This is a genomic window from Streptomyces chartreusis NRRL 3882 (genome assembly GCF_900236475.1).
GTDB lineage: Bacteria > Actinomycetota > Actinomycetes > Streptomycetales > Streptomycetaceae > Streptomyces > Streptomyces chartreusis_D.
Map to the genome: position 1 here is coordinate 3,399,202 of NZ_LT963352.1, position 15,314 is coordinate 3,414,515.

Sequence of the window (15,314 nt, forward strand, 5' to 3'; positions counted from 1 at the left end):
GTCGCTGAGCGACTCGGAGGGGCCGCACGGGAGTTACGTGCTGAGGTGGTCCGGGCCGAAGGCCTGGGGCAGCATCTGCGACAGCGGCAGGATGCCCGCCGGCGTCTCCAGCAGCAGGTCCGGGCCGCCGAACTCGTGCAGCAACTGACGGCAGCGGCCGCACGGGACGAGCGTCTCGCCGTTCCGGTCGACGCACGTGAAGTGCGTCAGCCGGCCGCCGCCGGTGTTGTGCAGCTCGGACACCAGGCCGCACTCGGCGCACAGTCCGAGCCCGTACGAGGCGTTCTCGACGTTGCAGCCGGAGATGATCCGGCCGTCGTCGACCAGGGCCGCCACGCCCACCGGGTAACCGGAGTACGGGGCGTACGCCCGGGACATGGCGTCCCGGGCCACCGCGCGCAGCTTCTCCCAGTCGACGTCCGGGCCGGCGCCGGTCACTTGCCCTGCCCCTTCCGGTACGGCAACCCGTCCGCCTTCGGCATGCGCAGCCGCTGGGCGGACAGAGCGAGGACGACCAGGGTGATGACGTACGGCGTGGCGGAGACGACCTGGTTCGGGACCTCGTTGGTGGTCGCGTACCAGGTGAACACCAGGGCGCCGGCGATCAGGGTGGCCACGGCCGGGACGTACTTCCTGCGGACGACCAGCCAGATCGCGCCGATGACCAGCAGCAGCGCGCCGAGCAGCAGCAGGGCGTGGACGTTCGCGGAGCCGCCGCGCAGGTTGAGGCTGTCGGTGTAGCCGAACAGGCCCGCGCCGAGGGCGAGGCCGCCCGGCATCCAGTTGCCGAAGATCATCGCCGCGAGACCGATGAAGCCGCGGCCGCTGACCTGGCCCTCCAGGTAGAAGGGGTTCGCGACGATCGACAGGAACACACCGCCGAGGCCGGCCAGACCGCCGGAGATGATCACGGCGATGTACTTGTACTTGTAGACGTTGACGCCGAGGGACTCGGCCGCGACCGGGTTCTCGCCGCAGGAGCGCAGCCGCAGGCCGAACGCGGTGCGCCACAGCACCCACCAGGTGCCGGGGATCAGCGCGACGGCGATCAGGGTCAGCCAGGAGACGTTGGTGACCAGGCCGCCGAGCAGGCCGGCGATGTCGGAGATGAAGAACCAGCCCTGGTTGTTGAGGTCCCGCAGCGCGTCGGACAGGCCCGGCACGGTGAAGTTGCCGAGGGAGTCCACCGCCGGCGACTGCTTGGCGGAGCCGCCCGTGTGGCCCTCGAAGGCGAGGGGCGCGAGGTAGCGGGTGGCGCCGAGGGCGAGGATGTTGATGGCCACACCGGAGACGATGTGGTTGACGTTGAAGGTGACGGTCACGAAGGCGTGCAGCAGGCCGCCGATCGCGCCGCCCGCGATGCCCACCAGGACACCGGTCCACGGGCCCCACTGGAAGCCGGCCCAGGCGCCGAACCAGGTGCCGAGGATCATCATGCCTTCGAGGCCGATGTTGACCACGCCCGCGCGCTCGGCCCACAGGCCGCCGAGACCGGCGAGGCCGATCGGCACGGCGAGTTGGAGCGCGGTGGACATCTGGCTGACGTTGGTGATGCCGTCGGCGCCGGTGATGAGGCGGACGATCGAGGTGAGCGCCAGTCCGCCGGCGATGATCAGCAGCAGGACGGGCCACGACAGTCGGCGGCCGGTGGGCGCCGCGGGCTGCAGCGTGGGCTGGTTGAGGTCGGTCGCGGTGGTCATCGGCCAGCCACCTCCTTCGTGGTGTTGTTGGTGCCGAGGACGTGACCGGCGGCCAGTTCGGCGCCGACCCGGCGCTGCTGGCGGCGCAGGCCCCACTCACGGACGGCCTCGTAGGAGACGACGACCGAGAGCACGATCAGGCCCTGCATGATGACCGCGATCTCCTTGTCGTAGCCGTGGAAGTCCAGCTCGGGCGAGGCCTTGTCGAGCCAGGCCCACAGCAGGGAGGCGAACGCGATGCCCACGGGGCTGTTGCGGCCGAGCAGGGCGATGCCGATGCCGAGGAAGCCGATGCCGGTGGGGAAGTTCAGGCTGTAGGTGTGGGTGTCGCCGAGCAGGATCGGCAGGCCGGCGAGGCCCGCGATGCCGCCGGAGATCAGCATGGCGCTGAGCACCATGCGCCCCGGGTCCACACCGCTGGCCGCGGCGGCGGTCTGCGAAGCACCGGAGGCGCGCAGGTCGAAGCCGAAGCGGGTGCGGTTGAGGACGACCCAGTAGCCGATGCCGAGCAGGACGGCCAGCAGCACCAGGCCGTAGATCTCGCCGGCCGCGCCCATGCCGATGCCCGGGATCCAGCCGGACTCGTGCATCTCGCCGGTGGTGTTGTTGTTGCCGACCTTCACGCCGAAGACGTTCGGCAGCCACAGGTAGGCGATCACGGAGGTGGCGATCGCGTTGAGCATGATCGTGGCGACGACCTCGCTGACGCCCCGGGTGACCTTGAGGACACCGGCGATGCCGGCCCAGAAGGCGCCGGTGAGGACGGCGGTCAGGAGCAGCAGCGGGACCTGGAGGGCGGCCGGCAGGGCGACGTGGGCGCCGACGACCGCGGCCAGCATCGCGCCGAGCTGGTACTGGCCGTCCACGCCGATGTTGAACAGGTTCATCCGGAAGCCGATGGCCACCGCGAGCGCGGCGATGTAGTACATCGACGCCTGGTTGATGATCAGGACCTGGATGTCGGAGAAGCTCAGCTGCTCGAACATCAGGGCGAACGGCTCGACGGGGCTCTTGCCCGACGCGAGCAGCACGATCGCGCTCAGGACGAAGGCCACGGCGAGCGCGATGACCGGTCCGGCCACCGCGAGGAGCACGCGCTCCCTGTCGAACTTCTTCATCAGCGGGCCTCGTCTTCCGGAGACTCGGGGGCGTCGGCCTTCGAGGTCTCGGGGGTCTCTTCGTGCTCGAGGTGCCCGGTGGCGGCACCGGTCATGGCCGAGCCGAGCTCCTCGGGGGTGATGGTGGCCGGGTCGGCGTCCGCGACCAGCTTGCCGTTGTAGATCACGCGCAGGGTGTCGGACAGGCCGATGAGCTCGTCCAGGTCGGCGGAGATCAGCAGGACGGCCAGGCCCTCCCGGCGGGCCTCGCGGATGTGGTCCCAGATGGCGGCCTGGGCGCCGACGTCCACGCCCCGGGTGGGGTGCGCGGCGATCAGGAAGCGCGGCTTGTGGCTCATCTCACGGCCGACGATCAGCTTCTGCTGGTTGCCGCCGGAGAGGGAGGCGGCGGTGACGTCGATGCCGGGGGTGCGGACGTCGTACTCCGTGACGATCCGGCGGGTGTCCTCCTGGGCCGCCTTCGGGTCCAGCCAGACGCCCTTGGCGAGGGGCTTCTCGGTGACGTGGCCGAGGATGCGGTTCTCCCAGAGGGGTGCCTCCAGGAGCAGGCCGTGGCGGTGCCGGTCCTCGGGGATGTAGCCGATGCCCTGCTCGCGGCGCCTGCGGGTGGGCCAGGCGGTGATCTCCTCGTCGGCGAGCCGGATGGTGCCGGAGTCGGGGGACCGCAGGCCGATGAGCGCGTCGACCAGCTCGGTCTGGCCGTTGCCCTCGACACCGGCGATGCCGAGGACCTCGCCCGCGTGGATGGTGAAGCTGATGTCGTCGAGGAGGGCCTTGCCGCTGGGGGCGGCCAGCCGGAGCTGGTCGACGCTGATGACCGGGCGGTCGGTGACCGTGGACTCGGCCGTCTCGGGCGTGGGCAGTTCGCTGCCGACCATCATCTCGGCGAGCTGGCGCGGGGTGGTCTCGGCGGGGACGGCCGTCCCGACGGTGGTGCCGCGGCGGATGACGGTGATCTCGTCGGCGACGGAGAGCACCTCGCCGAGCTTGTGCGAGATGAAGATGACCGACAGGCCCTCGGACCGCAGTTCGCGCAGGTTGGCGAAGAGGGCGTCGACCTCCTGCGGGACGAGCACGGCGGTCGGCTCGTCCAGGATGAGGGTGCGGGCGCCGCGGTAGAGGACCTTGAGGATCTCCACGCGCTGGCGGGCTGCGACGCCGAGCTCCTCGACCATTAGGTCGGGCTTGACGTCGAGGCCGTAGCGCTCGGAGAGTTCCTTGATCTTGCGACGGGCCTTGGCGCCGATGCCGTACAGCTTCTCGCTGCCGAGCACGACGTTCTCGAGGACCGTGAGGTTGTCGGCGAGCATGAAGTGCTGGTGGACCATGCCGATGCCGCGGGCGATGGCGTCGGCCGGCGACGAGAAGCTCACCTGCTCGCCGTCGACGGCGATGGTGCCCTCGTCCGGCTTCTGCATGCCGTAGAGGATCTTCATCAGCGTCGACTTGCCGGCGCCGTTCTCGCCGACGAGGGCGTGCACGGTGCCCTTGCGGACGCTGAGGTGGATGTCGTGGTTGGCCACGACGCCCGGGAAACGCTTCGTGATCCCGGCGAGCTCGACGGCGGTCACCGATTCCTTGACCGCCGCTCCGGCCGGAGGGCTGCTGGACGCGTTGATGGCGCACTCTCCTGGGGACGGGGGCCGTCTACGCGCGTAGCGCCCCTACGGCATACAAAGGGGCCGACGCACCGCGACAACGGGGTACGAGGAGCGACCTCCCCGTACCCCGTCGAGCGGACGTAACCCCGGGGGTTACCGCCTGCTTCGAGGCAGTCGGTCGTCAGCTGCTCTTGACCTTGATCTCGCCGCTGATGATCTTCTCCTTGGCCGTCTTGATGGCTTCCTGAAGCTCGGCGTCGTCCGCGAACTTCGGGTTGGAGTCCGACAGGCTCACCTCGCCGGTCTTCAGATCGCCACGAACGATACCGGTCTCGGGCTTGCCGTCCTCGACCGACTTCGCCAGGTTGTACACCGCCTTGGCGACGTCCTTCATCGCCGAGGTCAGGATGTAGTCCTTGTACTTGGCGAGGGCCTCCTGCTTGTACTGGTCGGAGTCGACGCCGATGGCCCACACCTTCTTGGTGGCGGCGGCCTCGATCACGCCCTGGCCGGACAGACCGGCCGCCGCGTAGACGACGTCGGCCTTCTTCTCGATCTGGCCCTCGGCAGCCGTCTTGCCCTTGTCGGGGCTGGAGAAACCGCCCTCCTCGGCCGTCTGCGTCAGGTACTGCGACAGGACCTTCACCTTCGGGTTCGTGTCCTTGACGCCCTGCTCGAAGCCCGCCTGGAACTTGTGGATCAGCGGGATGTCCACGCCGCCGACGAAGCCCACGACGTTCGACTTGGTGCTCTTGGCGGCGGCGACACCGGCCAGGTACGAGGCCTGCTCCTCGCTGAAGACGAGGTCGGCGACGTTCTTGGTGTTGATCGTGGCGTCGTCGACGATGCCGAAGGTGGTCTTCGGGAACTTCTCCGCGGCGCCCTTGACGGCCGCGGCGTACGCGTAGCCCACGCCGATGACCGGGTTGTAGCCCTGCTTCGCCAGCGAGACCAGGCGCTGCTCCTTGTCGGCGTCCGTCTCGCCCTCGGTGGGCTCCAGGTCGGCCGTCTGGTACCCGAACTCCTTCTTCGCCTGCTCCAGGCCCGCGTACGCGGCGTCGTTGAAGGACTGGTCACCCTTGCCGCCGACGTCGTACGCGATGGCGAGGCCCTTGTTCCCCTTCGAGTCCGACGACCCGGAGGTCGAGGTGCTGCCACAGGCGGAGAGAGCGAGGGCCAGGGAGGCGGTCGCTGCGCCTGCGACCGTGATCCGGGAAATCCGGCGCATGTGTGGGTGCTCCTGTCGTACTACCGGGGCCGCATAGCGCCGGGACGGTTCAGCTTCGGCGCTGGCTTCGCCGCAGATTAACGCGCGTAGACCTGCCTGAAAACCCCTTCTGTCCACCTTGTTATGCGCCCGTGGCCAAGCCATCACCCGGTCTTGGCCGGGGCGTTGCCGACTGCGAACGGAGGGTGGCGCTGGGTGATCCGGGGACCCGGGGTGCCCCGGGAACGTCGGAGCGGGCGGGCACCCGGGGTGCCCGCCCGCTCCGACGGCCTCACAGCCGGACGGCCTACTCGGTCTTGACCTTGATCGAGCCGTTGTCGATGCCTTCCTTGGCCTTGTTCACCGCGTCCTTGAGCCCCGGGATCTTGGCGTACTCCGGGTTGGTCTCGGAGAGGCCGACGCCGTTGACCTTCAGGTCGAAGGTCTGGACGCCGGACAGGGGCTTGTCGTCGTGGACGGACTTGGCCAGCGCGTAGACCGCGCCGCCGACGTCCTTGAGGGCGGAGGTGAGGATGTAGTTCTTGTACGGGGCGAGGGCGGCCTGCTTGTACTGGTCGGAGTCGACGCCGATCGCCCAGACCTTCGCCTTGGCGGCGGCCTCGATGACGCCCTGGCCGGACAGGCCGGCGGCCGCGTAGAGCACGTCGGCCTTCTTCTCGATCTGGCCCTCGGCGGCGGCCTTGCCCTTGTCGGGGCTGGAGAAGCCACCCTCCTCGGCCGTCTGCGTCAGGTACTGCGACAGGACCTTCACCTTGGGGTTGGTGTCCTGCACGCCCTGCTTGTAGCCGGCCTCGAACTTGTGGATCAGCGGGACGTCGACACCGCCGACGAAGCCGACGATGTCCGACTTGGTGGCCTTGGCGGCGGCGACACCGGCCAGGTACGAGGCCTGCTCCTCGGCGAAGACGAGGGAGGCGACGTTCTTGCCCTCGACCACGGAGTCGACGATGCCGAAGGTGGTGTCGGGGTACTTGGGTGCCACGGCCTTCATCGCAGGACCGTAGGCGAACCCGACGCCGATGACCGGGTTGTAGCCCTGCTTGGCCAGCGAGGCGAGGCGCTGCTCCTTGTCCGCGTCGGTCTCGCCCTCGGTGGGCTCGATGTCGGCGGTCTTGTAGCCGTACTCGTCCTTCGCCTTGGTCAGGCCGGCGTAGGCGGCGTCGTTGAAGGACTGGTCGCCCTTGCCGCCGACGTCGTACGCGATGGCGAGGCCGCGGTCCTTGCTGTCGCTGTCACCACTCTCACCGCTGGTGCCGCCACAGGCCGTGGCAACGAGCCCGAGCGACGCGACCCCCACCGCGACGCGGGTCAGTTTGGAAATCCGACGCATCTTGAAGCTCCCCATTCTCCAAAGCCCCGCAGCGGGTGCTCGGTTCGGCGCACATTAACGCGCGTAGACACTCCTGGGAACGGTTCGCAGCGGGGCCGTTATCCATTCGTGCCGATGGCCGGTTACGCCCTTGTGAACCACGGGTTCGAACGGGGTCGAAAGGTGTACTCGGGCACACGGCGCATGCCTGCTCGTCACGCGCACCAGGGTGACCCGGGTGCACCCGGGCCGCAACCGGAGGCTGCGCCGGGCGGGGGCGGGGGCTCCGCCCGGGCTGAGGATCCTCCGGGTGGGGGGCCCGCCGGGCGGGAGGGGCAGAGCCGCCGGGCGGGGAGCCGTGGGGCGGGGAGCCGTGGGGCGGGGACGACGGGAGGCTGCGCCGGGCAGGAGGGGCCGACACCCGCGGGAGGCTCCGCCGGGCAGGAGGGGCCGACACCCGCGGGAGGCTCCGCCGGGCAGGGGACGGGCGTCGGCCGGAGGCCCCCACCGGGCAGGGGACGGGCGCTAGCCGGAGACTCCGCCGGACAGCGGGCCGACACCAGCGGGAGGCTCCGCCAAGCCGGGGCGGGCGCCAGCCGGAGACTCCGCCCGGCACAGGCCGACACCAGTGAAAGGCTCCGCCAGGCCAGGGCGGGCACCAACCGGAGACTCCGCCAGGCAGACGGCCGGGCGTCAGCCTTGGTCGGTCAGCCGGGGGAAGCCGTCGCTCGGCGATGTGCCGGGCTGGGCTGAAGGAGCTGCTGGGCGGGCCGGGGGCCACGGGGCCGTCGGTCTCGCGGGCGGCGGGGGTGCGGACTCGGACGAGCTGAAGGCATGCGGCCGAGGGGCCACATAGCTACGCCGGATGAGTTCCCACGTCGCGTGGCCGACCGCCGGGCGGTCAAGCGGCCGAGGGACCCGTAGAAGGCGAAGCCGCCCGCCGGACCGCCCAGCAGCCACACGACCGGGGACCGGGCCCGCGCCCGTAGACGGGGAGCCGCGCGCCGGACCGCCCAGCAGCCACACGGCCGGGGACCGGGCCCGCACCCGTAGAAGGCGAAGCCGCCCGCCGGACCGCCCAGCAGCCACACGGCCGGGGACCGGGCCCGCACCCGTAGAAGGCGAAGCCGCCCGCCGGACCGCCCAGCAGCCACACGGCCGGGGACCGGGCCCGCACCCGTAGAAGGCGAAGCCGCCCGCCGGACCGCCCAGCAGCCACACGGCCGGGGACCGGGCCCGCACCCGTAGAAGGCGAAGCCGCGCGCCGGACCGCCCAGCAGCCACACGGCCGGGGACCGGGCCCGCGCCCGTAGACGGGGGAGCCGCGCGCCGGACCGCCCAGTAGTCACGCGGCCGACCGACCCCGAGCTGCTCTCATGAGAAGCCCGCGGCCGACCGGCCCGGGCCCGGCGGGGCGACGCGCCGAGCGGCCCGAAGGGCGGGCGTGCTGTATCAGGCCCCGTGCCCCCCTGGCGGTAGCCCTCAGCGCAGGCCGTCGACCAGGGCTGCGGCCGTGAAGAGTTCCACTCCTACCTTGATCGCGGACTCGTCCACGTCGAAGTCGCCCTGGTGGAGGTCGCGTACGTGGCGTTCGCCGGGGGTGCGTACGCCCAGGCGGGCCATCGCGCCGGGGACGTGTTCCAGGTACCAGGAGAAGTCCTCGCCGCCGAGGCTCTGCTCCGTGCCGACCACCGAGTCGACGCCGCGCCGGGCGATCATGGCGTCGCGCAGCAGCTCGGTCACGCCGGGCTCGTTGACGACGGGCGGGACGCCGCGGACGTAGTTGATCTCCGACTTGGCGCGGTAGAGGTTGGCGATCTCGTCGATCGCGGCGACCACGACGTCGGGCGCCTGCCGCCACGCCTCGATGTCGAGGCACCGCACGGTGCCGGAGAGCTCGGCGTGCTGCGGGATGACGTTGGGCGCGTGCCCGGACTCCACGCGGCCCCAGGTGATGGCCAGCCCGCTGCGGCTGTCGAAGCGCCGGCCGACCAGGGCGGGCACGTCCGTTACGACACGGGCGGCCGCGGTGACCAGGTCGGTCGTGAGGTGGGGGCGTGCGGTGTGCCCGCCCGGGCCGTTCAGGGCGATCTCCAGCCGGTCGCAGGCCGAGGTGATGGGCCCCTCCCGGAGTCCGACCTGCCCCGCGTCCACCCGGGGGTCGCAGTGCACCGCGATGATCGCGCCGACCCCTTCCAGCGCCCCGCACTTGATGACGTCGGCGGCACCGCCGGGCAGTACCTCCTCGGCCGGCTGGAAGATCAGCCGGACGGGGCGGGGCAGCAGGCCCTGCTTGTGCAGTTCGGCGAGGACGAGACCCGCGCCGAGGACCACGGTGGTGTGCACGTCGTGGCCGCAGGCGTGCGCGCGGTCGGGCACGGTCGAGCGGTACGGGCACTCGCTCTTGGTGTCGGGGATGGGCAGGCCGTCGATGTCGGCCCGCATGGCGAGCATGCTGGGGCCCCCGTCCCACTGCTCGCCCTCTACGCCGATGTCACAGACGAGTCCTGTCCCGACGGTGAGTACGCGCGGCTTGAGGCCGGCCCTCTCCAGCCGCTCCTTGATCGCGGCTGTCGTGCGGAACTCCTGGTTGCCCAGCTCCGGGTGCATGTGCAGGTCGCGTCGGAACGCGATGAGCTCGGCGCGCAGAGCGTCGGGCAGCGCACCGGGAAGTACGGCTCCCCCGGGAAGATCGACCTCGGACTCCAGTGACATCAATTGCTTCACCCTCTGAAGGGTAGGGCGCCAGGGCGGTCGGCTGACCCTCGATCAACAAAACTTCAACCCGTTAGGGGCAGAAAATATGACCGCCGAACGAATAGCTATCCAGTGAGATGGGTAAACTCGCCCGCCTTTCGGGCCGAGCCGGTCACCACGACCCACACAGTGTGACATCCACCACACCTGAGCCACAGCGCCGTCATCCACCCATCCTCCTCCACGGATACCACGCCCTGCGCGGGGAACACGGCCTTGTTCGTCTGGCGGACGCCCGGCCCGGGCAGTGTGCGCCCGCCGGGTTCCCGGACAGGCTCGCCGGGAGGCCGCTGGAGCGGGCCCTCCGAACGGCCTTCGTCGATCGTCGCCGACCTCGGCAGCGGGCCCGGTACGTCGCGGCCGGCTGCACGACCTGGCCGCCGGTGTTCGGGGTGGGCGTCTCTCTCTCTCCCCCCCCCGCATGATGCCCCTGGCCCGCCGAGCCACCCGACAGTCCGCCGATCCGGTCGACCCCGCCGGCTCCCGGGACGCCGCCGGCACGTCAGCCGGCAGCCACCGCCCCCGCAGTACCCGCCGCCCCGGCCGCGCCCGCCGAGCGGGGCGTCCCGGCCGAGCCCGTCGTGCCCGTGGCACTCCCCGGGCCGGGCGGGCCCCCGGCAGCCGCCGAGCCCATCGGTCCAGCCGGTCCGGCCGTACTCGCCGGACCCTTCTGACCACCCGGCCCCTCCCCCGGCCCCGCCGTGGACAGCCGGTGCACGTCCCGCGCCGCCCCCGTCACCCCCGACAGGAAGCCCTGGGCGCGGGGGGAGGCGTGGTCGGTCAGCCAGGACGGGTCGATGTCGCAGACCGCGACGCGGACCTCGGTGCCGGAGAGGGCGAGCGGGAGGGTGTGGACGACCGTGGAGGGGAAGCTGAGGATCGTCCGGCCGATGGGGCCGCGGCGGGCGATCAGTTCGAGGGGGAGTTCGGGGCGGACGATCTCCAGGCCCGTCTCGACCGCGAGCCGGTGGAGCTTGTCCGTGCTCTCGCGGCGGTGGGCGAAGTAGCGGGTCGCGCCGTGGGCCCGGGCCAGCGCACGGACGGCCTCCAGGTAGCGGTCGTCGTCGACCACACCCGTCTCCACCAGGGACGTGCCCACCATGTCGGCACCCTTGGTGATGCGGGGCGGGCCGAAGCGGGCCCGTGTCCACGCGAAGTCGTTGGCGCTGACGGTGACGCCCGCCGGGGTCTCCTCCATCGGCATGGAGGAGAAGATCTCGACGTGGCGGTCGCCGCCGGGGGTCAGGCGGCGGCGGGCCGACGACGACACCGGCGCGAAGATCAGGTCGCGCGGGCCCGGGCGGCCGCCCTTGCGGTGCCAGCGCACCAGCCGTTCGCCCCGGGCCAGCTGGCCGACGAACTCCATGGTCGCCGTGCCGTCGTCGACGACGACCAGGTCACGGGCCCGGGTGATCGTCAGCAGCAGTTGGACGTAGCGGGAGAAGGGGTCCCCCAGTACGACCCGGCGCGCCCTGCGGAGCAGGCCGGCCAGGCCGCCGATGGTCTGGAAGGGCGCCAGGGGCCCGCCGCGGGCTTCCTCCCAGCGGACCTCGTGCCCCTCGTCGCGGGCCAGGTCGGACATCCGCCGCAGCTGGCCGCGCGTCATCGGGTCGACGGGCGACAGCACCACGAGGGTGAGCCCCACGCCGGGCGCATGCGCGTGCGCCCACTCCAGCACGTTCAGCAGCTGTACCGGACTCTCGACGAACGCGAGAGTGTGGGGGCCGGCGTTCCCGGCGCGGGGGCTCATCGACGTACGACCGTCCCGTCGTAAGGGGGGTTGTGGGGGTGGTGCGCTCAGACGCCTACCGGCTCGCCCGCCGCGTCGGCGATCTCCGCCTCGGCGACCACACCGGCGACGCGGCGCAGCTTCTTCATGGGGGCCAGCTCGGACTCGTAGACCTTCTTCACGCCGTCGCCGAGGGAGGCCTCGATGGTGCGGATGTCGCGGACGAGGCGGGTCAGGCCCTGCGGCTCCACGGAGGCGGCCTGGTCCGAGCCCCACATGGCGCGGTCGAGGGTGATGTGACGCTCGACGAAGGTGGCGCCCAGGGCGACCGCGGCGAGAGTGGTCTGGAGGCCGGTCTCGTGGCCGGAGTAGCCGATCGGGACGTTCGGGAACTCCTTCTCCAGCGTGTTGATCACACGCAGGTTGAGCTCCTCGGCCTTCGCCGGGTAGGTCGAGGTGGCGTGGCACATCAGGATGTTGTCGGAGCCGAGGACCTCGACCGCGTGGCGGATCTGCTTCGGGGTCGACATGCCGGTGGAGAGGATCACCGCGCGGCCGGTGGCGCGCAGGGCGCGCAGCAGCTCGTCGTCGGTGAGGGAGGCGGAGGCGACCTTGTGGGCGGGGACGTCGAACTTCTCCAGGAAGGCGACGGCCTCGGTGTCCCACGGGGAGGCGAACCAGTCGATGTTCTTCGACTTGCAGTAGTCGTCGATGGCGCGGTACTCGTCCTCGCCGAACTCCACGCGGTGGCGGTAGTCGATGTAGGTCATCCGGCCCCAGGGGGTGTCGCGCTCGATGTCCCACTGGTCGCGCGGGGTGCAGATCTCGGGGGTGCGCTTCTGGAACTTGACGGCGTCGCAGCCGGCCTCGGCGGCGGCGTCGATCAGCTTGAAGGCGTTCTCGAGCTCGCCGTTGTGGTTGATGCCGATCTCACCGCAGACGTAGACCGGACGACCCGGGCCGACCTCGCGCGAACCGAACCGGCGGATACGGGAGTTGGTGCTCATGGCAGAGATGTCCTTACTTGGTGAGGGAATCGAGAGAGGGGCCGAGGATCCAGCTGGCGATCTCTCGGATCGCGCCGTCGCCACCGGGGACGGTGGTGACCGCGCGTGCGGCGCCGCGCACGACGTCGTGGGCGCTCGCGACCGCCACGGGCCAGCCCACGAGGGCGAAGCACGGGAGGTCATTGACGTCGTTGCCGACGTAGAGCACGCGCTCCGGCGCGATGCCCTGCTCCTCGCACCACTGCTTCAGCGCGAGGTCCTTGCGGTCGATGCCGTGCAGCACCGGGAGCTTCAGCTTCCGGGCCCGGGCGGCGACCACAGGGTTCTGTTCCGTGGACAGGATCAGCATCTTCAGGCCGCTCCTGCGGAGGGCCGCGATACCGAGTCCGTCCCCGCGGTGCACGGAGACGAACTCCCGTCCGTCGGAGTCGACCAGCACCCGGTCGTCGGTCTGGGTGCCGTCGAAGTCGAGGACGACCGCGTCGATGTCGTCGGCGGTCGGCAGCGCGCCGGGGCGGTCCGCGTCGAAGAGCGGCGCGAGGGCCCGGGCGCGGGCGAGGTCGTGCGGGTCGTCGATCTCCAGCACGCGCGCGGCGTCGGTGCGGACCAGTTCGGTCCGGCCGAAGAAGCGGTGCTGGTGCTTGCGGAAGCCGGCCGCCTCCATGGCGTAGGCGGCGCCGGTCTCCAGCAGGTCCTGGGGGCGGTCCTGGCGGCGGGGGCGGAAGGACTTGTCGTGGTTGACGCCGTAGCCGCCGCCGACGGCCGCGTCGGCCTCCGCGACGGTGCCGGCGGTGACCTCGTCCTCCGCGTCGCGCCAGACGAAACCGTGGAACGGGGCCACCGTGAGGGCCGTGTCGGCGCCGTTCTCGACGATGGCCGCGGCGACGCCGTCCACGTCCTCGCGGGTGATGAACGGGCTGGTGCACTGCACCAGCAGCACGACGTCCACGACCGCGCCGTGCAGGGCCTCGTGCGCGTCCATGGCGTGCAGGACGGCGGCTTCGGAGGTGGCCGTGTCGCCGGCGATGGCGGCGGGCCGCAGTACGACCTCGGCGCCGGCCTGACGGGCGGCGGCCGCGATGGCCTGGTCGTCGGTGGAGACCACGACGTCCGTCACGAGCCGGGCGGCGCGGCACTCGCGCACCGCCCGCGCCACCAGCGGGACGCCGCCGACGGGGAGGAGGTTCTTCGCGGGCACGCCCTTGGAGCCGCCGCGCGCGGGGATCACCGCGAGCACGCGGCGCACCGAGGCGCCTCGGCCGGCTTCGGGGTGGGACATGGGGTCTACTCCTTGGGCTCCGTGGGCGGTGGGCTCGGGGCGGCTCACAGCTCCCCCATCCGCCGGATGACGGGCGCCACGCGCTGCACGCCGTGCCGGTAGGCGCCGCGCGCCGCCCTGCGCACGATCTGCCGGACCGGGCCGGGCTCCCTGTCGGCGGCCGGCGCGCCGGGCAGCGGGGTGCCGTCCGGGCCGAGGTGGTGGCGGGCGAGGATCCCGGGCAGATAGCCGGGCGCGGTGACGGGTGTGTAGTACGGGGTCAGCGGCGGCAGGCCGCCGGGCCGGTCGAGCAGCTTGGCGATGCGTTCGCGCGCCGCGTCGAAGGCGGAATCGTAGGAGCCGTCCACCGCGACGCCCTGCCGGGAGACCCACTCCTCGTCGGGCGTGGGGCGGTGCTCGGCGTCGAGCTGGTCCCAGGAGGCGAGGCAGCCGGAGCCCACGAAGTGGTGGTTGCCGAGCGACTCGCGCACGCCCAGGTCGGTCAGCACGACGGTCGGAATGCGGCGGTGCAGCGACTCCAGTGCGGCCGTGGAGCTGACCGTCACCAGCAGGTCGGTGCGGTCGAGGACCTCGCCCATGTTCCCGTAGACCAGGCGGAAGTTGGCCGGCGGATCGAGGCGCTGCACCAGCTTCTGGTACGGCAACTCCTCGATGTGGGTGGTGTGTTCGCCCGGCTTGGAGCGCAGCTTCAGCAGCACCTCGCGCTCGGGGTGCTTGCGGGCGTGCTGCACCAGCCGGTTCAGCAGGTACGTACGGTCCCTGCGGTTCTCCGGCACGGAGGGCTGGGCGGCGAAGACGACCGTGTAGGGGTCGTGTTCACCTTCGTACGGCGCACCGCCGAGGAACGGCAGGGCCACCTCGGTCACCGACGTGGCGTCGGCGCCCACCCCTTCGTAGACGGCCCGGAAACGGTCCGCGTCCTGACGGGAGTTGGCGAGGACCAGGTCCGCGCCGTGCCGCAGCAGCAGGCCGTCGGCGAGCTTCTCGTAGACGACACCGACGTAGCCGGTGACGACGACGGGCCGCGAAGTCCGGTTCTCCCAGACGCCCCTGAGACCGTGCAGCATCGCCTGCACACCGCCCCCGACGAGGGCCAGGACGAGGATGTCGTAGGACTCCTCGGCCATGGTGCGCAGGAACTCGACGGCGGTGACCTCCCGCAGCGAGTCGGCGCGCACGCCCACCTCCTCCAGCTGGCGCGGCGTGGGCGTGGCCCGGCCGCGCAGCAGGAATCCGTCGAGGACGGGGCCGACTTGCGCGCCCTCGCGCGGTCCGGCTTCCATGGACTGTCCCGGGGCGATGCGATGCGCGGTGAGCGCACCCCATTTCCAGCGGGTGTCGGAGTCCGCGAGGACGGCGATTCGCGGGCGCTTCGGTGTACTTGCTGGCACGTCGAAGACGCTAGGAAGCAATTCCTAGGTATGGCGGAACCACGACTCAACGAAAAGTTAACAACACCCCACCGGGAGCCGAACTGGCCCGTGGCAAGCGGGGAAGTACACGGGGTGCACCGTTCTGACACATTGAGTTCACCCAGTGTATGTTCACCGGAAAGTTCCGGAGCCGGACGGCCTCCTAACGTTTTG

The 15,314-nt window shown here is 71.4% G+C and carries 11 protein-coding genes; all 11 read right to left on the reverse strand.

Annotation, left to right across the window (positions count from 1 at the left end; genetic code table 11):
- Positions 1–33: 33 nt before the first annotated feature.
- The 11 genes from SCNRRL3882_RS15090 to SCNRRL3882_RS15140 all read right to left on the reverse strand — a co-directional run bounded on the left by SCNRRL3882_RS15090 (position 34) and on the right by SCNRRL3882_RS15140 (position 15,119).
- Entirely contained in the window at positions 34–438 is a 405-nt protein-coding gene (locus tag SCNRRL3882_RS15090; RefSeq protein ID WP_010048866.1) for a cytidine deaminase, read from the reverse strand.
- Positions 435–1,700, reverse strand: a complete 1,266-nt coding sequence (locus SCNRRL3882_RS15095; protein WP_010048863.1) for an ABC transporter permease — start codon at positions 1,698–1,700, stop codon at positions 435–437. Before SCNRRL3882_RS15095 ends, SCNRRL3882_RS15090 begins: the two co-directional genes overlap by 4 nt.
- Positions 1,697–2,818: an ABC transporter permease gene (locus tag SCNRRL3882_RS15100; protein ID WP_010048862.1), complete on the reverse strand. Its 1,122-nt coding sequence runs from the start codon at positions 2,816–2,818 to the stop codon at positions 1,697–1,699. The genes SCNRRL3882_RS15095 and SCNRRL3882_RS15100 overlap by 4 nt, the downstream gene beginning before the upstream one ends.
- Entirely contained in the window at positions 2,818–4,389 is a 1,572-nt protein-coding gene (locus SCNRRL3882_RS15105) for an ABC transporter ATP-binding protein (protein ID WP_010048852.1), read from the reverse strand. Before SCNRRL3882_RS15105 ends, SCNRRL3882_RS15100 begins: the two co-directional genes overlap by 1 nt.
- Before the next feature lie 211 nt (positions 4,390–4,600).
- Positions 4,601–5,647, reverse strand: coding sequence for a BMP family lipoprotein (locus SCNRRL3882_RS15110; protein ID WP_010048851.1), 1,047 nt, complete (start codon positions 5,645–5,647; stop codon positions 4,601–4,603).
- Positions 5,648–5,933: 286 nt separating this feature from the next.
- Entirely contained in the window at positions 5,934–6,977 is a 1,044-nt protein-coding gene (locus SCNRRL3882_RS15115; protein ID WP_010048850.1) for a BMP family lipoprotein, read from the reverse strand.
- A 1,461-nt stretch (positions 6,978–8,438) separates the two neighbouring features.
- Positions 8,439–9,671: a M20 family metallopeptidase gene (locus SCNRRL3882_RS15120; RefSeq protein ID WP_102514803.1), complete on the reverse strand. Its 1,233-nt coding sequence runs from the start codon at positions 9,669–9,671 to the stop codon at positions 8,439–8,441.
- Between the two features lie 544 nt (positions 9,672–10,215).
- On the reverse strand, positions 10,216–11,463 hold the full coding sequence (locus SCNRRL3882_RS15125) for a hypothetical protein (RefSeq protein ID WP_010047144.1): 1,248 nt from the start codon (positions 11,461–11,463) through the stop codon (positions 10,216–10,218).
- Between the two features lie 47 nt (positions 11,464–11,510).
- Complete coding sequence (locus tag SCNRRL3882_RS15130) at positions 11,511–12,449, reverse strand: N-acetylneuraminate synthase family protein (protein WP_010047143.1); 939 nt, start codon at positions 12,447–12,449, stop codon at positions 11,511–11,513.
- 13 nt (positions 12,450–12,462) lie between these two features.
- A complete protein-coding gene (locus SCNRRL3882_RS15135) occupies positions 12,463–13,728 on the reverse strand; it encodes an N-acylneuraminate cytidylyltransferase (protein ID WP_010047142.1) in 1,266 nt (421 codons plus the stop codon).
- A 44-nt stretch (positions 13,729–13,772) separates the two neighbouring features.
- The gene (locus tag SCNRRL3882_RS15140) at positions 13,773–15,119 is read right to left on the reverse strand and encodes a DUF6716 putative glycosyltransferase (RefSeq protein WP_029181679.1); all 1,347 of its coding nucleotides are present in this window, start codon (positions 15,117–15,119) and stop codon (positions 13,773–13,775) included.
- Positions 15,120–15,314: the final 195 nt, after the last annotated feature.

Coding starts and splice junctions, on each gene's coding strand:
- SCNRRL3882_RS15095 (WP_010048863.1), bottom strand. CDS start 1,700: ATGACCACCGCGACCGACCTCAACCAGCCCACGCTGCAGCCCGCGGCG.
- SCNRRL3882_RS15100 (WP_010048862.1), bottom strand. CDS start 2,818: ATGAAGAAGTTCGACAGGGAGCGCGTGCTCCTCGCGGTGGCCGGACCG.
- SCNRRL3882_RS15110 (WP_010048851.1), bottom strand. CDS start 5,647: ATGCGCCGGATTTCCCGGATCACGGTCGCAGGCGCAGCGACCGCCTCC.
- SCNRRL3882_RS15115 (WP_010048850.1), bottom strand. CDS start 6,977: ATGCGTCGGATTTCCAAACTGACCCGCGTCGCGGTGGGGGTCGCGTCG.
- SCNRRL3882_RS15120 (WP_102514803.1), bottom strand. CDS start 9,671: ATGTCACTGGAGTCCGAGGTCGATCTTCCCGGGGGAGCCGTACTTCCC.
- SCNRRL3882_RS15125 (WP_010047144.1), bottom strand. CDS start 11,463: ATGAGCCCCCGCGCCGGGAACGCCGGCCCCCACACTCTCGCGTTCGTC.
- SCNRRL3882_RS15130 (WP_010047143.1), bottom strand. CDS start 12,449: ATGAGCACCAACTCCCGTATCCGCCGGTTCGGTTCGCGCGAGGTCGGC.
- SCNRRL3882_RS15135 (WP_010047142.1), bottom strand. CDS start 13,728: ATGTCCCACCCCGAAGCCGGCCGAGGCGCCTCGGTGCGCCGCGTGCTC.